Raw genomic sequence first — 18,142 nt, 5'->3', positions numbered from 1 at the left:
AGGGGTCACCGCTTCCAGAACGGCTTGCGCCGGCGTGGCTCGACCAGCCCCTCCAGGGTCTTGACCGCGAGCCGCAGGCGGCGTTCGACCTCCGCCCGGTCGGTGGTCGGGACGGCCAGCTCGGCGGTCAGGCCGGTCAGCGCCCCGGTCAGCTCGGCGGGCGCGCCGGCCGCCTGCCACGCGGGCAGGTGGCGGGTGATCGCCTCGTGCAGGCGGGTCAGCAGGAGTGCGTGCCCGCGCGAGTCGTCCGCGCCGCGCAGCTTCGCCAGCACGTCGATGAGGAACGCGGCCACGTCCGGGGTGGTCGGGTCCGGGGCGGCCGAACCCGGTGCAGCGGGCGCCGGTGCGACCGGCCTCGGCACAGCGGACCGGGGCACACCAGACTCGGGCACACCGAACTCGGGCGCGGCGAGCTTGGGCGCGCCGGGCCTGGGAGCGGGCGGCGGCGGTCCCGCCGGGGCCCGGCCCGCGCGCTTGCGCGGCATGTCCTGCAACCGGGCGGACATCGGGGCGGGCGCGGCGGCGAAGGCGGCCACCGGCATCCCGGCCGGCGCCCCGAAACCACCCGCCGCCGGGGCGAAGCCGGCGTCCGGCGCGGCCCAGCCGTCGGGCAGCTCGACCGGCTGCGTCACCCGCCGCACCCGACCGCCCTCGTTGACCACCCGCTCGTCCACCGCCACGAACGCGGTGAACCGGGACAGCACGCCGAAGCGCAGCGACGTCTCCACGATCCGCCGCTCCAGCTCGCCCCGGTCGCCCCCGCCCACCACGTACCGGTCCTCCAGGTCGCGCACCCGCGCCCTGGCCCACAGGGCGGCCAGGCCGGCGTTGTCGCTCGCGGCGGCGGGCACCCGCTGCCGCCAACCGCCCGAGCCGGTGACCTCCACCGCGCCGGTCGGCTCGCCCGCGTACCGGCCGGTGACCACGACCGGCGCGCCGGGGAACAGGTCCGGCAGCGGCGCCGGCGCCAGCGACCCGTCCTCCACGGCCAGCCCCGCGGGCCGCACGTCCAGGCCGGTCAGCACGGGCGCGCCGATGCGGTGGTGGATCTGCCTCATGGCCTCGTCCAACCGGTCCTCGGACTCCACCAGCTCGCAGCGGCCGGCGCCGCCGGCGAGCCGCTGGAGGAACGCCGCGTTGACCGCGCGGTCGATGCCCACGGTGTGCACGCGCACGCCCGCCAGGCCGGTCGCGACCTCGCGCAGCAACCGGTCCTCGTCGCCCACCTGCCCGTCGGTCACCAGGACCAGCACGCGCTCCCGCTCGCCCGCGCCGCCGAGCAGCTCCGCCGCCCGCCGCAGCGGTGCGAGCATCTCGGTGCCGCCCCGCGCGTCCAGGCCCGCCAGGAACTCCACCGCGCGGAAGCGGTTGCGGTCGGTCGCCTCGACCAGGCCGTCCGGCAGGGTGGTCGGGCTGTCCAGGTGGTTGTCGAACGCCAGCACGGCGAACCGGTCGCCCGAGCCGAGCGAGTCGACCACGCGGCTCGCGGCCCGGCGCGCCGCGACCACCTTCCAGCCGTGCATGGAGCCCGACCGGTCCAGCACGAGCACCACGTCCCGGCCCTTCGCCGGCCCCGTGCCCGCGGGCGGCAGCACGGTCAGCGCGAACGTGCCACCCCGACCGCCCTCGTCCGGGCGCACCGCCAGCGACGTGCGGACCGCGCCCGCGTCGGCGAACCGCAGGCGCAGCAGGAAGTCCCGGTCCACCCGCGCGCCCGGCTCGACGCGGACCCGGTACCCGGTGGCGGTCTCCTCGGTGACGGTCGCGTGCAGGCTGGCCGACGGCTCGGCGCGCGGCAGGCCCGCCGGGTCCACGTCCACCACCAGGGACAGGCGGACCGGGTTCGGGAAGCCCGGCAGCAGCACCGGCGGGCTGATCCGGGAGGCGTCCGGCACCGCGTCGGTGTCCGGGACCACGCCGTCGCCGACCTGGCCGCCGGGCAGCGGCGTGCCCGGGACGTAGCGGGGCGCGACGACCAGCGGGAGGCGGTACTCGGCGGCGTCGTCCTCGTAGGCGAGCACGCCGGCCAGGGTGAGCCGCACGGTGACCCGCTCACCGGGGACGATGTTGCCGACGCGCGTGGTGAACACGCCTGGCCGCTCCTCCTCGGCGATGGCGGCGCGCTTGCCCTCGGACACGGCCTGGTCGTAGTCGGCCCTGGCCTCGCCGCGCTCCTTGAGCACGCCCTCCACCACGCGGCCGTCGGCCTCCACGCGCAGCGCGGTCACGGCCGCGCGGGCGGGCAGCGGGAAGACGTAGGTGGCTTCGAGCGGTTCGTCGTGCGGGTTGTGGAAGACCTGGGTGACGGTGGTCAGCGAGGCGAGGCCGGTGATGGCCGCGTGCACGTCCACGGCCTCCAGCGGGAGGTTGCCGCGCTCGGTGCGCAGGCAGCCGAGGCCGTCGTCCTCGGTGGGCCGGCGGTCCCCGGTGACTTCGACGACTCCGATGCGGGTGGTCATCCCTTGTCCTCTCCAGTGGTCGGGGCCAGACCCGTGCGGGCGAGCAGGTCGAGCAGTGGCGCCGCGGCGGCTTCGATCGCGGCGAGTTCGGCGGGGGTGGGGGCGCGGTCGGCGCGGTGGAGCACGAGGGTCACGCCGTCCGCGAGGCCCAACGCGGGCGAGACCTTCGCGGCGGGCTCGGCAGCAACGGGCCTGTCGCCAGCAGGCGCAAGACCAAGACCAGCGGCAAGACCAAGACCAGCGGCAGGGGCAGGCGGGACCTCGGGCCGTTCGCGCCAGAACTCCCGGCTCCGCGCGGGTTCCGGCGCACCCCCCGTCACCCGGTCCGGTCCCCCGGCCCCGTCCGCCCCCGGCACACCCGCCAGTTCGGCCAGCCTCCGGTCGGACGCGCCGACCGTCATCGCCTGGATCTCGGCGAGCGCGTGCCCGGCCGCCTGGAGCTTCTTCACCGCGACGACCTGGAGCAGGTGCCGCCGCCCGTACAGCGCGGCGCGCCCCCGGTTCGCCACCGGCCGGTCCACCAGCCCGATGGTCGTGTACCACCGGATGGCACGGCCGTTCGGCAGCTCCCGCACCCGGCCGCTGCGCTGACCGCCGTAGTTGTCGGCCAGCAGCGCGGCGACCCGGTCCGGCAGCTGCCCGATCGTCCACAGCTCCTCGTCGCCCACCCCACCACCCTACCTGACACTGTCAACCTGACACTGTCACATGAGTACTTACAGGCACTCTTCACCTTCCTGTCGTGATCGACAGCTCCCGCGCCGAAGATCGCTGGAAGGGTGATCGCCACCGCCACCTCCCCTGTCGAGGAAGGACTCGATGAACCGCAAGCGATCAGCGATCGCCGTGCTGTGCGCCGGCGCCCTGCTCACCGCGACCGGCCCGACGACGGCGAGCCCCGACGACCGGGCCTACCTCTACGAGGTGCGCGCCCCGCTCGGCGCCGAGCAGGGCCTGTTCACCCGGGGCTTCGACGTGATGGAGCACCGCGAGGGCGACAGCCTCTTCGTGCTGGGCGACTCGACCACGGGCGCCGCGCTCGAACGGGCCGGGTTCGACGCCGCCGTCGACCAGGTGCTGCCCGAGCCGCCCGAGCGGTTCGAGGCCACCGCCGACACCTTCCACGGCGGGTACCGCACCGCCGGCGCCCACCAGCGGCACCTGGACCAGGTCGCCCGCGACCACCCCGACCTGGCCACCGTCGTCGACTACGGCGACTCCTGGCTGAAGACGCAGGGCCGGGGCGGGCACGACCTGCGCGCCATCTGCATCACCCGCAAGCGCCCCGGCGACTGCGCCCTGAGCCCCGACGCGCCCAAACCGCGCTTCTTCGTGATGGGCCAGCTCCACGCCCGCGAGCTGACCACCGGCGAGATCGCCTGGCGCTGGATCGACCACCTCACCGCCGGCGCCGACCCGGAGGTCGCCGCCCTCCTCGACACCACCGAGTTCTGGGTCGTCCCCATCGCCAACCCCGACGGCGTCGACGACGTCCAGCGGGGCGGCGACTCCCCGGTTCCCCACCGCAAGAACGGCAACGACACCGACCACCAGGGCACCACCTGCGGCACGGCGTCCCACAGCCACCACGGGGTCGACCTCAACCGCAACACCGGCTCCAACTGGGGCCTCCAGAACGCCTCCGAGCGGCAGTGCGACCAGACCTTCCGGGGAACCGGGCCCGAGTCGGAGCCGGAGACCCGGGCGCTGGAGGCGCTGTGGCGCTCCCTGTACCGCGACCGCCGCGCGGCCGACCCCGCCCAGCCCGCGCCCACCGACACCACGGGCCTGGTGCTGTCCCTGCACAGCTACGGCAACTACGTGCTGTTCCCCTGGAGCGGCGGCGCGGTCGACCGGCGCACCGGCAACGACGCGGCGCTGCGGGACCTCGCCCAGGAACTCGCGGACATGGCGGGCCCCGGCTGGCAGTACGGTCAGTCCGGCCAGGTGCTCTACGCCGCGTCGGGCACCACCGACGACTGGGTCTACGACGACCTCGGCGTCGCCTCCTTCGTGTGGGAGCTGGGCTCTCCGCCGGAGCAGGCGTGCGGTGGGTTCTTCCCCGCGCACTCCTGCCAGGACGGGTTCTTCTGGCCGAAGGCGCTGCCCATGCTGCTGCACTCGGCGCGCCACGCCGCGAACCCCTACGCGCCGGTCCCCGAACCGCCGACCCCGTGCGCCAGGACCGACGACACCGACACCCCGGTGGTCACCCGCACCCCGCCGGTGACCGTGACCATGGCCGTCGCCGGCTGCGAGGGCAACGCCCGGTCCGCCTCGCGCGTCGAGGTGCGCTTCAAGAACCTCTCGGGCTCCCTCATCTCCCTGGACCTGATCGCCCCGGACGGCACGGCCTACCGCCTCCAGCACCAGCGCGTGAGCACCCTGCCGGACCCGGGTGGCTCCTTCACCGTCGACCTGTCCCGCGAGTCCCGCGCCGGCACCTGGCAGCTCCGGGTGCACAACGTCATCTGGGTGGGCACGGGCGACCTCGACCGGTGGACCCTGGAGCTGTAGCCGGCGACCGGGCCCCGCGACGCGTCACGGAACCAGGCGCGTCACAGGGCCCGGCGCGTCACGGGAGCGCGGCGGGGTCCTCGGCCGGGGCGGCGAAGTCGCGGCCGAGGTACCTCGCCCAGTGCTCCAGGTAGTGCGCGCCCCGCGCCTTCGCGCGGCTGTGCCGTTCGGTCCAGTCGGCCAGCTCCGCCAGGCCGCGCCGCAGCATCTCGCCCTCGTCGCGCGCGATCGCCCGGTCCCACCAGAGGGCGTGCACGCCGACCAGCTCGTGCAGGAGCCCGAGGTCGACGATGCCGGCGACCCGCGCCGCGTTGACGCGGTCGAAGTGCCGCAGCACCACGTTGGCGTCCCGCAGCGGCCTGCCGTGCGCCGGGTCGGTGTAGGCGGCGAACCGCTCGTCGGTGCGCAGCCGGGTCAGCGACACCGGCTCGACCTTCCCGTCCGCGCGGCTGCCCTGGAGGTGCAGGAGCAGGCGGACCCGCGCGGTCTGCACGTCGCCCGTCGTCAGCTCGGCGTGCAGGCCCAGCGCCCGGTCGACCTTGCGGTCCCGGCTGTCGGACAGGAGCGTGCCCGCGCCGAAGACCAGCGCGACGGTGACGCCCAGCGCCTGCACCCCCGTTGCCAGCGCCTGGTACTGGTCCGCGTTCAGGAACCGGATCGGCACGACGAGCAGGACCGCGGTGACGCCGACGAGGACGCCTGCCGCCCACAAGAGGCTGCGCTGCATGGTTCTCGCTTCCGGACGGGGACTCGGGCGGGGACTCGGACAGGTGTTCGGACGGGTGCCCGAACGGGTCGAGTATCGGGGATCGCCCGCGCTCCCGGGCGCGGAACGCTCAGGCGCTGTCGCGCAGCACCAGCGTCGACGGGTACAGCCGCCGGGGATCGCCGCGGTACCGGTCCAGCACCGCCGCGGCGGCGCCGGCGGCGATCTCCTCGACCGGGTTGGTGCTCGTGGTCAGGCGGTTCGGCGACGCCGCGGCGAGGTCGTCGAACCCCGCGACGGCCACGTCACCGGGCACGTCCACGCCCGCCCGCCGCAGGGCCGTCAACGCGCCGAGCGCGCTCAGGTCGCCCAGGGCGTAGACCGCGTCGGTGTCCGGCCAGCGGGCCAGGACCTCCAGCGCCGCCGCCTCGCCCCGGGACGCGGTGAAGTCACCCGGCACCAGCCTGACCGGGCAGCCGGCCGCGCCCACCGCCCGCTCGTAGGCGGTCACCGCGCGCCGGACGCACGGCAGCCACGTAGCACCGGTGACCATCGCGACCCGCCGCCGGCCGGAGGACAGCAGGTGCGCCACCACGCCGGCGGTGCCGCCGCCGTTGTCGACGTCGAACGAGGGCACGTCGCGCGTGCCGACGCCGATCGCCGCGACCCGGCCGCGCGCCGCCCTCGGCACGGCCGCCAGCAGCTCCGCGGTCGGGTTGACCACCACGATGCCGCCGACGCCCCGGTTCTCGCCCAACCGCGCCAGCTCGCCGGGGTCGTGCAGCGGCAGCCAGTGCAGCGACACGCCGGCCTCGTGCGCACCGGCCACCGCGGCCGCCGCGGCGACCACGCGCCCGACGTAGGGGTCGGCCAGCACGTGCGCGGTCCGACCGCCGACGGCGACCGCGACCCGCGGACCGCCCCGGGTGGCCAGGGCGCGGGCGGCGGCGTTCGGCACGTAGCCGAGTTCCCGCGCGACCGAGGCGACCCTCGCCCGCGTGACGGGTGACGCGGAGCCGCGACCGCTCAACGCGCGGGACGCCGTCGCGGCCGACACGCCCGCGACGCGCGCCACGTCCTCCAGCACCACCTTGCGGACCACCGGGCCAGTGTGCCACCTGCGTGGGAGCGCTTCCAGGCTTGAGGTGGCGGGGCCGGGGTGCTCGCCGTGGTCGGCCGGCACAGGCCGGCCCTGGCACTGGTCCCGACCCCGGCACCGGCCCTGGCACCAGTCCTGGCCCTGGCACCGGCCCTGGCTCTAGCACCGGCACCGGCACCGGCACCGGGATGGTCCCGCCGCTCCCCGAGCCGCACCCGCCCGGGACCACCGCTCGCGGTGGAAGCGGCGGCGCCGGGCGAGGCGGCCCGACACCACCACTTGCGGTGGAAGCGCTTCCAGGCGTGGAGTTCCCCTGACCACCGAGAGGAGCGCCATGCCCGTCACCACCCCGGCTCCCCCGCGCCGACTCGTGATCGGCGTGGGCGCCACCTTCGGCCTCAACGGCCTGGCCGTGGCCACGTGGTTCGCCCGCGTGCCCGCCGCCCGGGACGCGCTCGGGCTGGGCGCCGGCGCGCTCGGCCTGGTGCTGCTGGCCCTGTCCGCGGGCTCCGTGCTGGCGATGGTCACCGCCGGCGCGGTCACCCACCGCCTCGGGACCCGCCGGACCGTCCGGCTGTCGACCGGGGTGGTCGCGGCCGGCCTGGTGGTCGCCGGCACGGCCGTGGGCGCGGCGCCGTCGGTCGCGGGCGCCGCGGTCGGACTGTTCGCCCTCGGCTGCGGCACGGGCACGTGCAACGTGGCGATGAACGTGGAGGCGGCCGAGGTGGAACGGCTGCTGGGTCGGGCGATCATGCCGCGCTTCCACGGCCTGTGGAGCCTGGGCACGGTGGTCGCGGCGGGGTTGGCGGCGCTCGCCGCCCACGCGGCCGTGCCGGTCACCGCGCACCTGGCGGGCGTGGCCGCGGTGGTGCTGGCCGGCACGGTGGTCGCGGCCCGGCCGTTCCGGTCCCGGGACGGCAGGTCGGGCGGCAGCGGCGTCCTGGCGGCCTGGCGGGAGCCGCGCACGCTGCTGATCGGGCTGCTGGTGATGGTGCTGGCGCTCACCGAGGGCACCGCGAACGACTGGCTGGCGGTGGCGTTCGTGGACGGGCACGCGTTCGGGCCGGCGGCGGGCGCGGCGGTGTTCGGGGTGTTCGTGGGCGCGATGACGCTGGGCCGCGTGGCCGGCGCCGGCGTCCTGGACCGCTGGGGGCGGGTGCCGGTGGTGCTGGGCGGGATGCTGCTCGCGGTCGTCGGCGTGGTGGCGGCGGTGCTGGGCGGCCCGGCGGTCGCGGTGGCCGGGGTCGCGCTGTGGGGCCTGGGCACGTCGATGGGCTTCCCGGTGGGCGTGAGCGCCGCCGCGGACGACCCGGCGCGGGCGGCGGCGCGGGTGAGCGTGGTGGCGCTCATCGGGTACACCGCGTTCCTGGCCGGCCCCCCGGTCGTGGGCCTGCTGGGCGACCACGTCGGCGTGCTGCGGGCCCTGCTGGTCGTGCCGCTGCTGCTGGTGCCCGCGCTCGCCCTGACGCCGGTCCTGCGCCCCGCCACCTCCCGGCCGGGGTGAGCCGGCGCGCCCGCGCCGACGTGCGCCCACCACCCCGAGGTGCCAGCATGGTTCCCGGGCCGTGGTGAGGAGGTGGGTGTGAACCTCAGGCGGTGGTTGTCGTCGTGGCCGGTGTTCCGGCAGCTCACCGGGTCCGACCCGCTGGGCCGGGGCGAGGCCGCCCGTTCCGGGGTCTCCGCCGGGTTGCGCGCCCGCACCGCCGACGCCGACCGCGTCGCCAAGTCCGTCTGCCCCTACTGCGCGGTGGGCTGCGGCCAGCGGGTCTACGTGGCCGACGAGCGGGTGGTCCAGGTCGAGGGCGACCCGGACAGCCCGATCTCGCGCGGTCGCCTGTGCCCCAAGGGCTCGGCCAGCACCCAGCTGGTCACCGGGCCGCAACGCGCGCAGAAGGTCCTCTACCGCCCGCCCTACGGCGCCGAGTGGCAGGAGCTGGACCTCGACCGGGCCCTGGAGATGGTCGTCGACCGGGTCCTGGACGCCCGCGCCAAGGGCTGGCAGGACGTCGACGAGGACGGCAGGCGCGTCCGCCGCACGCTCGGGTTCGCGAGCCTCGGCGGCGCCACCCTGGACAACGAAGAGAACTACCTGATCAAGAAGCTGTTCACCGCGCTCGGCGCCCTCCAGATCGAGAACCAGGCGCGCATTTGACACTCCGCCACGGTTCCCGGTCTGGGAGCCTCCTTCGGTCGCGGCGGCGCGACGGACTACCAGCAGGACCTGATCAACTCCGACGTCATCGTCATCATGGGCTCCAACATGGCCGAGGCCCACCCGGTGGGCTTCCAGTGGGTGATGGAGGCCAAGGAGCGCGGCGCGAAGGTCCTGCACGTCGACCCGCGCTTCACGCGCACCAGCGCGCACGCCGACCTGCACGTGCCGCTGCGCGCGGGCAGCGACATCGCGTTCCTGGGCGGGGTGATCAACCACGTCCTGACCGAGGAGCCGGACTTCCGCGAGTACCTGGTGGCCTACACGAACGCGTCGTTCCTGCTCAGCGAGGACTACCGGGACACCGAGGACCTGGACGGGCTGTTCAGCGGCTACGACGACGCGACCGCGTCCTACGACCCGGCGTCGTGGCAGTACGAGACCGTCGACCGGGAGGGGTCCGCCGAGCAGCACGCGGGCGCGTCGGCCAAGGAGACGTCGACGCCCCACCAGCACGGCAGCGGCGGGCCGAAGGTCGAGGGCGGCAGCGACCGGATCGCCGCCGACCCCACCCTGCGGCACCCGAGGTGCGTCTACCAGGTCCTCAAGCGGCACTTCAGCCGCTACACGCCGGAGGTCGTGGCGCGCGTCTGCGGCGTGTCCGAGGAGCTGTTCCGGGCGGTCTGCGACCTGTGGACGGCCAACTCCGGCCGCGAGCGCACCGGCGCGCTGGTCTACAGCGTCGGCTGGACCCAGCACAGCACGGGCGCCCAGTGCATCCGCGCGGGCGCGATCATCCAGCTGCTGCTGGGCAACATCGGCCGGCCGGGCGGCGGCGTGTTCGCGCTGCGCGGCCATGCCGGCATCCAGGGCTCCACCGACATCCCGACGCTGTTCAACCTGCTGCCCGGCTACCTGCCGATGCCGACGCCCGAGCACACCGACCTGGAGTCCTACGTGGACTCCATCCGCGCCGACCGCCAGAAGGGCTTCTGGCGCAACGCCGACGCCTACGCCGTCTCGCTGCTCAAGGAGTACTGGGGCGACAACGCCACCGCCGAGAACGACTACTGCTTCGACCACCTGCCGCGCATCACCGGCGACCACGGCACGTACCGCACGGTCATGGACATGGTCGACGGCAAGGTCTTCGGCTACTTCCTGCTCGGCCAGAACCCGGCGGTCGGCTCCGCGCACGGCAGGCTCCAGCGCCTGGGCATGGCCAACCTCGACTGGCTCGTGGTCCGCGACCTGACCATGATCGAGTCGGCGAGCTTCTGGAAGGACTCGCCCGAGGTCGAGACCGGCGAGATCGCGCCGGAGCGGTGCCGCACCGAGGTGTTCTTCTTCCCCGCCGCCTCGCACGTGGAGAAGGAGGGCACGTTCACCCAGACCCAGCGGATGCTCCAGTGGCGCGAGAAGGCCGTGGAGCCGCGGGGCGACCAGCGCTCCGAGCTGTGGTTCTTCTACCACCTGGGCCGGCTGCTCAGGGAGCGGCTGGCCGGCTCGACCGACGAGCGCGACCGGCCGCTGCTGGACCTGTGGTGGGACTACGAGGTCGTCGGGGACGAACCCCAGGCGGACGACGTGCTGCGCCGGATCAACGGCGTCGACCTGACCACCGGCCGCCTCGTCGACGGCTACACCGGGTTGAGGGCCGACGGCACCACCGCCGCGGGCTGCTGGATCTACAGCGGCGTCTACGCCGACGGCGTCAACCAGGCCGCCCGCCGCAAACCCGGCCAGGAGCAGGACCTGTACGCCACCGAGTGGGGCTGGGCGTGGCCGATGAACCGCCGCGTGCTCTACAACCGCGCCTCCGCCGACCTTGAGGGGCGGCCGTGGAGCGAGCGCAAGGCGCTGGTGTGGTGGGACGCCGAGCGCGGCGAGTGGACCGGCCACGACGTGCCGGACTTCGAGCGCACCAAACCCCCGGGCCACGTGCCGCCGCCGGGCGCGGTCGGCCCGGACGCGCTGCGCGGCGACGACCCGTTCATCATGCAGGCCGACGGCAAGGGCTGGCTGTTCGCGCCCAGCGGCCTGTCGGACGGGCCGCTGCCCACCCACTACGAGCCGCACGAGTCGCCGGTGCGCAACGCGCTCTACCTCCAGCAGGGCAACCCGGCGCGCAAGGTCTACGGGCGGCCGGACAACCCGTCGAACCCGGCGCCTCCGGAGGCGCGCGGCGAGGTGTTCCCGTACGTGCTGACCACGGCCCGGCTCACCGAGCACCACACGGCGGGCGGCATGAGCCGGACCCTGTCTCACCTGGCCGAGCTCCAGCCGGAGCTGTTCGTCGAGGTGTCGCCCGAGCTGGCCCGGGAACGCGGGCTGGAGCACCTGGGCTGGGCGCACGTGATCACCAGCCGCGCCGCCGTGGAGGCGCGCGTGGTGGTCACCGACCGGATGCGGTCCCTACCGGTGCACGACCGCCTGGTGCACCAGGTGTGGCTGCCCTACCACTGGGGCGCCACCGGCCTGGTGACCGGCGACTCGCCCAACGACCTGTTCGGCGTGGTGGTCGACCCGAACGTGTTCATCCAGGAGTCCAAGGTCGCGACCTGCGACGTGCGGCGGGGACGCCGGCCGCGCGGGCCCTCGCTGCTGCGGTACCTGGAGGACTACCGGCGGCGGGCCGGGATCACCGCCGAGACCGGCACGCACGTCCGCACCACCGGTCCGGCGCACACCGAGGAGGACCCGTGACCGAGAACCTGCCGACCGGGAACCTGCCGACCGGGAAACAGCTGTTCCGGAACCGGCTGTCCGGTCCGCTGCCCGACGTGGCGGGCGAGGCGGGCCACGAGGCCGACCACCCGCCGCGCGTGGGGTTCTTCACCGACACCTCGGTGTGCATCGGCTGCAAGGCCTGCGAGGTGGCGTGCAAGGAGTGGAACCACGTGCCGGACGCGGGCTTCGACCTGCTCGGCATGTCCTTCGACAACACCGGGCACCTCGGCGCGGACGCGTGGCGGCACGTGGCGTTCATCGAGCAGCAGCGGCCCGCCGCACCGGTCCGAGGGGCGCAGGACCTGGGGATGCCGTCGTTCGACCGGCCGGGCACGCGGACGGGTCCGGAGGCGCGCACCGACTTCCGGTGGCTGATGGCCTCGGACGTGTGCAAGCACTGCACGCACGCGGGCTGCCTGGACGTCTGCCCGACCGGTGCGCTGTTCCGCACCGAGTTCGGCACGGTCGTGGTGCAGCAGGACATCTGCAACGGGTGCGGTTATTGCGTGTCGGGCTGCCCTTACGGGGTGATCCAGCGCCGCGAGGGCGACGGGCGGGCGCAGAAGTGCACGCTCTGCTACGACCGGCTGCGCGTGGGCGAGGAACCCGCGTGCGCCAAGGCGTGCCCGACCGACTCCATCCAGTTCGGCGAGCTGGACGAGCTGCGCGCGCGGGCCGCCGAGCGGGTCGAGCGGCTGCGGGAGCGCGGCGAGGCGGGCGCCCGGCTGTACGGGGCGGACCCGGAGGACGGGGTGGGCGGCAACGGGGCGTTCTTCCTGCTGCTGGACGAACCGGAGGTGTACGGGCTGCCGCCGGACCCGGTGGTGCCGACCCGCGACCTGCCGGCGATGTGGAAGCGGGCGGGGTTGGCGGCGGTGGCGTTCGCCGCCGCGGCGGTGGTCGCGTTCGCGGGAGGCCGCTGATGGGGCGGGGTGGGCGAGACGGCGGGCAGGGCGGGCAGGGCGACGGGCAAGGCGGTGGGCGGGACGGTCGAGGCGGTGGGCGGGACGGCCGAGGCGGTGGGCGGGACGGCCGAGGCGGTGGGCGGAGCGACGGTCGAGGTGGTGGGCGGGGCGACGGGTCGGTGGTGCCGGACGCGGAGTTCCGCTCCTACTACGGCCGGCCGGTGCTCCAGCGACCCGCGTGGGAGTGGCCGGTGCCCGCCTACCTGTTCGCGGGCGGGCTGTCGGCGGGCTCGACGCTGCTCGCGGTGGGCGCGGACCTCACCGACCGCCCCGCGCTGCGCCGGACCGGCAGGCTGGGCGCGTTGGTGTCGCTGGGCGCCGGGCTGGTGTTCCTGGTGATGGACCTGGGGCGGCCGGAGCGGTTCCTGCACATGCTGCGGGTCGCCAAGCCGACCTCGCCGATGAGCGTGGGCACGTGGTTCCTGGTCGCCTACGGCCCCGGCGTCGGCGCGGCGGCGGCAGCCGAGGTGCTGCCCGCGCGGTGGCGGCTCGGCAGGCTGCTGCGGTGGGCGGCGCGACCGGCGGGCATCTCGTCGGCGGCGCTCGCACCCGCCGTGGCGTCCTACACCGCCGTGCTGCTGTCCCAGACGGCCGTGCCCGCGTGGAACGAGGCGCACCCGCACCTGCCGTTCGTGTTCACCGGGTCGGCGGCGGCCGCGTCAGGGGGGTTGGGCATGGTGTGCGCGCCGGTGGCGCAGGCCGGTCCGGCACGGGCGTTCGCCGTGCTGGGCGGTACCGCGGAACTGGTGGCGTCGAGGGTGCTGGAGTCCCGGTTGGGACTGGTGCGCGAGACCTACGAGTCCGGTCGGGCGGGTCGGCTGCGGCGGTGGGCGGAGCTGCTGACCGCCGGTGGCGTGCTGGGTGCGGCGCTGGGCGGGCGGCGCAGCCGGGCGGTGGCCGTGCTGTCGGGGCTGGCGCTGCTCGCGGGCAGCGCGTTGCAGCGGTTCGGGGTGTTCGAGGCCGGGGTGGCGTCGACGGAAGACCCGAGGTACGTGGTGGTGCCGCAGCGGGAACGGGCGGCGCGGCGGGACGCGGACCTGGTTCGGGAGGCCATGGGACGGGTCGAGTAGGGCGGGCAGGGCAGGGCGGGTCCCGGGCGTTACGGCACCACCCGGGTGTGGTCCGGCAGGCGACGGGTGAGGCCCAGCGAGTCCAGCAGCTCCAGCAGCGGCACCGCCACCCTCCGGGTGGTGCCCAGTGCCTGCTTGGCCCGGGCGGCGGTGAACGGCGCGGGCAGCGCGGCCAGCACGTCGGCCGCGCGGTGCGGCGCGTCGGGGGCGAGCACGACGCCGTCGGCCACGCGCAGCAGCCTGCCCACCCGCACCGCCGCCGCGATCTCCCGGCTCCCCAGGCCGAGTTCCGCGAGCCGCGCCGCGTCGGGCGCCTGGAAAGGCTCGCGCGCCAGGTCCGCCTCCACCGCCGCGACGGCCCGTTCCACGCCCGGCGGGAGGTTCGACGCGCCGGGCACGCGGCCGGCCACGACGTTCGGCGCCAACCGCTCGACGACCTCCGGCGGCGCGCCCAGGCGTCGGGCCAGCACGTCCACCGGCACGCCGGGGTCCAACGGGTGCTCGTGCCGCCACTCGGCGACCGCCTCGGGAACGCGCCGCGCCAGTTCGGCCCGGTGAGCGGGGTCGACCCGCCACTCGCCCACCGGCTCGCCCACGTCGCCGAAGCCCAGCACGCGCAGCTCGCGCGCGGCGACCACGCCCCGCGCCCGCAGGTGGGCCGCCGCCACGTCGCCGGCCAGGTCAAGGCCCCGCTGCCGGGCCGCGCCGCGCCTGGTCAGCGCGGGCGGGCGCACGTCGAGGACGACCAGGCCGGCGGTGATCCGGTGGCGGCCCGGGTCGCGCAGCAGGCCCCGGTCACCCGGGCGCAGCGGGAGGGGGCGCGCCAGGACGAGCCGGGCGGTGTCCGGGCCCAGGGGCCGGACGTGCACGGGCACGGCCGCCGAACCGACGTGCAGCACCAGGCGGGCGGGCATCACCCCCGAGAGGCCGGGTCTCGCACCCGCCCCGCCGGCCGCTCGCCCGTCCACCTCGCCGGCCACCGCGCGCCCGCCACGCCGCACCTCCACCCCGCCGCCCGCTGCCCCGCCACCCGCCACACCCTCGCCCGCCACACCCTCGCCCACCCACGCGGCAGCCACCCGCACGTCCACCTCACGGGTCGCGGCCCACTGCCCCGGGGTCAGCAGCGCGTCCCCACGCCCCACCCGGTCCCGCTCCACACCGCGCAGGTTCACCGCGACCCTCGCGACGCCCCGCACCACCTCGACCGGCTCGCCCAACGCCTGCAAGCCCCGCACCGGCACGCGCGCCCCACCCAGGTCCAGCTCGTCGCCGACCCGGATCGTGCCCGCGCCGAGCGTGCCGGTCACCACCGTGCCGGCACCGCGCACGGTGAACGAGCGGTCCACCCACAACCGCACGTCGGCGTCCGGGTCCGGTTCGGGCAGCGCCCGCGCCACCTCGTCCAGCCCGGTCCGCAGCTCCGCCAGCCCCTCCCCGGTGCGCCCGCTGACCGCCAGCGACCGCACGCCGGCCAGCGAGGTGGCCGCCAACCGCCCGCCCGCCTCGGCCAGCGCCGGCCCGGGGTCGGCCAGGTCCGCGCGGGTCACCACGAGCAGGCCGTGGCGCACCCCGAGCGCGTGCAGCGCGGCCAGGTGCTCGGTCGACTGCGCCCGCCACCCCTCGTCCGCGGCCACCACGAACAGCGCGGCGGGCACCGGTCCCACGCCCGCCAGCATGTTGGCGGTGAACCGCTCGTGACCCGGCACGTCCACGAACGCCACCGGCCCGGAGGCCAGGCGCGTCCACGCGAAACCCAGGTCGATGGTCAGCCCGCGCCGGCGCTCCTCGGCCCAGCGGTCCGGTTCCATCCCGGTCAGCGCGCGGATCAGCGTGGACTTGCCGTGGTCCACGTGGCCCGCGGTCGCGACCACCCTCACCCCGGCGCCCCGCACCGCAGCACGGCCTCGCGCAGCCGGTCGTCGTCGGCCGGGTCCACGGTCCGCAGGTCGAGCAGGCACCGGCCGCGCTCGACCCGGCCCACCACGGGCGGCCGTCCGGCGCGCAGGGCCCGCGCGTACCGCTCGGGCAGGCTCACCGCCGCGCTCGGCAGCTCCACGCCCGGCGCTCCCCCGCCGCCGACGGCCGCCGCGCTGGGCGTCGCCTCCGCGTCCACGCCGCGGTCGGCCAGTGCCCGCGCCAGGTCCCGGGCCCGCGCGAGCAGGTCGGCGACGTCGGCGCCCAGGGCGAGCGCGACCGGGGGTGGCGGGCCGAGGAGGGTCGCCTCCAGGGCGGCCAGGGTCAGCTTGTCCACGCGCAGCGCGCGGGCCGCCGGGTGGCGGCGCAACCGGCGCACCACGTCGGCGTCGCCCAGCAGCAGCCCGGCCTGCGGACCGCCCAGCAGCTTGTCGCCGCTGGCCGTCACCACCGCGGCCCCGGCGCGCAGCGCGCCCGCCGCGTCCGGCTCGTCGGGCAGCAGCGGGTGCGGCGCGAGCAGCCCCGAGCCGATGTCCACGACCAGCGGCACGCCGAGGCCGGCCAGCTCGCCGACGTCGGGCGCGCTGGTGAAGCCGGTGACGCGGAAGTTCGAGGGGTGCACCCGCAGGACGAAGCCGGTGTCGGGACCGATCGCGTCGGCGTAGTCGCGCAGGTGGGTGCGGTTGGTGGTGCCGACCTCCCGCAGCCGGGAACCGGTCGACGCCAGCAGGTCGGGGATGCGGAACCCGTCGCCGATCTCCACCAGCTCGCCGCGGCTGACCACGATCTCCCGACCGGGCGCGAGGACCAGCGCGCACAGCAGCAGCGCGGCGGCGTTGTTGTTGACCACGTGCGCGTCACCCGCGTCCGGCACGGCCGCCGCCAACGCGGCCAGCGCACCGCGCCCGCGCCGGGCCCGTTCGCCGCCGACGAGGTCGAACTCCACGTCGGTGCAGCCGGCCGCGTCGGTGATCGCGGCGACCGCGGCGGCCGACAGCGGAGCCCGCCCGAGGTTCGTGTGCACGACGACGCCGGTCGCGTTGACCACCGGCCGCAGCGACGACGCGCCGGAGGGCAGCGCGGTGAGCACGGCGTCGACCACCGAGGCCGGTGCGATCAACCCCTCACGCGCCCGCTGCTGGGCCTCCACCACGGCGGTCTTGACCAGGACCCGCCCCAGGGCCGCCACGGCGGGGGCCAGGCGCGGGTCGGCCAGGACGTGGTCGGTGCGCGGGATCGCACGCCTGGGGTCGGCGGCCGGGCGGGCGGCAGCCGAACCACCGGCAGCCGGGCCGCCGGCCACCGCCCCAGCCCCCACCAGGCGATCGGTCACCGGGCACCGCCCTGGCGGAGGCGGACGGGAATCGAACCCGCCAGCGACAGGTCCTGCCGCTCAACGGTGTTGAAGACCGCGCCGGCCACCAGGCCGGATACGCCTCCTCGTGCCATCGCCCAATCCTGCCGGCGGCCCCCGCGGTGCGCGAGGCGGGTCGGTCGATCAAGCTGACCCGCGTGACTCGACCCAGGCTGACCCAGTACGCCCGCGGCGGCGGGTGCGCGTGCAAGATCCCTCCCGGCGAGCTGGAGGAGGTGGTGCGCGGCCTGACCGGCGCGGTGCCGCGCGACCCGCTCGGCGAGCTGGTCGTCGGCCTCGACCACGGCGACGACGCGGCCGTGGTCACCGTCCGGGACGGCCTGGCGCTCATCGCCACCACCGACTTCTTCACCCCCGTGGTGGACGACCCGTTCGACTGGGGGCGCATCGCCGCGGCGAACGCGCTGTCCGACGTCTACGCCATGGGCGGCCGGCCGGTGCTGGCGGTCAACCTGCTGGCGTGGCCGCGCGAGGTGCTCCCGTTCGAACTGGCGGCCGAGGTGCTGCGCGGCGGGCTGGTGGTGTGCGCGGAGGCCGGCGCCCACCTGGCGGGCGGGCACAGCGTGGACGACGCGGAGCCCAAGTACGGGCTGGCGGTGACCGGGGTCGGCGACCCCGACCGGTTGTTGCGCAACGACGCCGGCCGACCGGGGGTGCCGCTGTCGCTGACCAAGCCGCTGGGCACCGGGGTGCTCAACAGCAGGCACAAGGCGACCGGCGAGGTGTTCCCGGAGGCGGTGGCGACGATGGCGCGGCTCAACCGGGACGCCTCGCTGGCCGCGCTGGGCGCGGGCGCGGTGTGCGCCACGGACGTCACCGGGTTCGGGCTGCTCGGTCACCTGCACAAGCTGGCGCGAGCCAGCGGCGTGACCGCGGTCGTCGACTCCGCCGCCGTGCCCTACCTGGGGGGTGCGCGGGAGGCGTTGCGCGACGGTCACGTCAGCGGCGGCACGCGGCGCAACCTGGACTGGGTGCGCCCGCACGTCGACCTGGGCGCCGTCGACGAGGACGAGGCGCTGCTGCTGGCCGACGCGCAGACCTCGGGCGGGCTGCTGGTCGCGGGCGAGGTGCCCGGCGCGCCGGTGATCGGGGAGCTGGTGCCGCGGGGCGAGCACACGATCATCGTCCGCTGACACCCGCTCCCCGACGCGA

At 76.1% G+C, this 18,142-nt stretch carries 12 protein-coding genes and 1 tRNA gene; 6 read left to right on the top strand and 7 right to left on the bottom strand.

Going from position 1 to position 18,142, the window contains the following annotated elements:
- Window positions 1-5 precede the first annotated feature (5 nt).
- Entirely contained in the window at window positions 6-2,459 is a 2,454-nt protein-coding gene (locus ABD223_RS23180) for a VIT domain-containing protein (protein WP_344038507.1), read from the bottom strand.
- Window positions 2,456-3,127 carry a MerR family transcriptional regulator gene (locus tag ABD223_RS23175; RefSeq protein ID WP_344038505.1) on the bottom strand — a complete coding sequence of 224 codons (672 nt, stop codon included), beginning with the start codon at window positions 3,125-3,127 and terminating at the stop codon, window positions 2,456-2,458. Before ABD223_RS23175 ends, ABD223_RS23180 begins: the two co-directional genes overlap by 4 nt.
- A gap of 151 nt (window positions 3,128-3,278) precedes the next feature.
- Between ABD223_RS23175 and ABD223_RS23170 the strand changes: the two genes are divergently transcribed.
- Window positions 3,279-4,976: a M14 family zinc carboxypeptidase gene (locus tag ABD223_RS23170; protein ID WP_344038504.1), complete on the top strand. Its 1,698-nt coding sequence runs from the start codon at window positions 3,279-3,281 to the stop codon at window positions 4,974-4,976.
- Between the two features lie 58 nt (window positions 4,977-5,034).
- Here the strand turns inward: ABD223_RS23170 and ABD223_RS23165 are convergent, their stop codons facing one another.
- Complete coding sequence (locus tag ABD223_RS23165) at window positions 5,035-5,703, bottom strand: hypothetical protein (RefSeq protein ID WP_344038503.1); 669 nt, start codon at window positions 5,701-5,703, stop codon at window positions 5,035-5,037.
- A gap of 109 nt (window positions 5,704-5,812) precedes the next feature.
- A complete protein-coding gene (locus tag ABD223_RS23160) occupies window positions 5,813-6,784 on the bottom strand; it encodes a LacI family DNA-binding transcriptional regulator (protein ID WP_344038502.1) in 972 nt (323 codons plus the stop codon).
- Between the two features lie 331 nt (window positions 6,785-7,115).
- Here ABD223_RS23160 and ABD223_RS23155 point away from each other — a divergent pair, with 331 nt between their 5' ends.
- The 4 genes from ABD223_RS23155 (at window position 7,116) to nrfD (ending at window position 13,698) form a co-directional block, all read left to right on the top strand.
- Window positions 7,116-8,285 (top strand): MFS transporter, encoded by a 1,170-nt coding sequence (locus ABD223_RS23155; RefSeq protein ID WP_344038501.1) that lies wholly within the window; start codon window positions 7,116-7,118, stop codon window positions 8,283-8,285.
- A 78-nt stretch (window positions 8,286-8,363) separates the two neighbouring features.
- Window positions 8,364-11,639 (top strand): formate dehydrogenase, encoded by a 3,276-nt coding sequence (gene fdh, locus ABD223_RS23150; RefSeq protein ID WP_344038500.1) that lies wholly within the window; start codon window positions 8,364-8,366, stop codon window positions 11,637-11,639.
- Window positions 11,636-12,586, top strand: a complete 951-nt coding sequence (locus ABD223_RS23145) for a 4Fe-4S dicluster domain-containing protein (protein WP_380645825.1) — start codon at window positions 11,636-11,638, stop codon at window positions 12,584-12,586. The genes fdh and ABD223_RS23145 overlap by 4 nt, the downstream gene beginning before the upstream one ends.
- On the top strand, window positions 12,586-13,698 hold the full coding sequence (nrfD, locus tag ABD223_RS23140; RefSeq protein WP_380645823.1) for an NrfD/PsrC family molybdoenzyme membrane anchor subunit: 1,113 nt from the start codon (window positions 12,586-12,588) through the stop codon (window positions 13,696-13,698). The genes ABD223_RS23145 and nrfD overlap by 1 nt, the downstream gene beginning before the upstream one ends.
- 29 nt (window positions 13,699-13,727) lie before the next feature.
- Here the strand turns inward: nrfD and ABD223_RS23135 are convergent, their stop codons facing one another.
- The 3 genes from ABD223_RS23135 to ABD223_RS23125 form a co-directional block, all read right to left on the bottom strand.
- A complete protein-coding gene (locus tag ABD223_RS23135; RefSeq protein WP_344038498.1) occupies window positions 13,728-15,578 on the bottom strand; it encodes a SelB domain-containing protein in 1,851 nt (616 codons plus the stop codon).
- Window positions 15,575-16,852, bottom strand: a complete 1,278-nt coding sequence (gene selA, locus ABD223_RS23130) for an L-seryl-tRNA(Sec) selenium transferase (RefSeq protein WP_344038541.1) — start codon at window positions 16,850-16,852, stop codon at window positions 15,575-15,577. Before selA ends, ABD223_RS23135 begins: the two co-directional genes overlap by 4 nt.
- 108 nt (window positions 16,853-16,960) lie before the next feature.
- Window positions 16,961-17,055, bottom strand: a tRNA-Sec gene (locus ABD223_RS23125).
- Window positions 17,056-17,118: 63 nt separating this feature from the next.
- On the opposite strand from ABD223_RS23125, the gene selD reads away from it, so the two are divergent.
- On the top strand, window positions 17,119-18,123 hold the full coding sequence (selD, locus tag ABD223_RS23120; protein WP_380645888.1) for a selenide, water dikinase SelD: 1,005 nt from the start codon (window positions 17,119-17,121) through the stop codon (window positions 18,121-18,123).
- Window positions 18,124-18,142: the final 19 nt, after the last annotated feature.

The organism is Saccharothrix xinjiangensis, from assembly GCF_039527585.1.
GTDB classification, from domain to species: Bacteria; Actinomycetota; Actinomycetes; order Mycobacteriales; family Pseudonocardiaceae; genus Actinosynnema; species Actinosynnema xinjiangensis.
This window is presented reverse-complemented; position numbering and strand designations above follow the sequence as displayed.

Bases quoted from the DNA above. Each gene is read 5' to 3' on its own strand.
- ABD223_RS23180 (WP_344038507.1), bottom strand. From the start codon at position 2,459: ATGACCACCCGCATCGGAGTCGTCGAAGTCACCGGGGACCGCCGGCCC.
- ABD223_RS23170 (WP_344038504.1), top strand. From the start codon at position 3,279: ATGAACCGCAAGCGATCAGCGATCGCCGTGCTGTGCGCCGGCGCCCTG.
- ABD223_RS23165 (WP_344038503.1), bottom strand. From the start codon at position 5,703: ATGCAGCGCAGCCTCTTGTGGGCGGCAGGCGTCCTCGTCGGCGTCACC.
- ABD223_RS23155 (WP_344038501.1), top strand. From the start codon at position 7,116: ATGCCCGTCACCACCCCGGCTCCCCCGCGCCGACTCGTGATCGGCGTG.
- nrfD (WP_380645823.1), top strand. From the start codon at position 12,586: ATGGGGCGGGGTGGGCGAGACGGCGGGCAGGGCGGGCAGGGCGACGGG.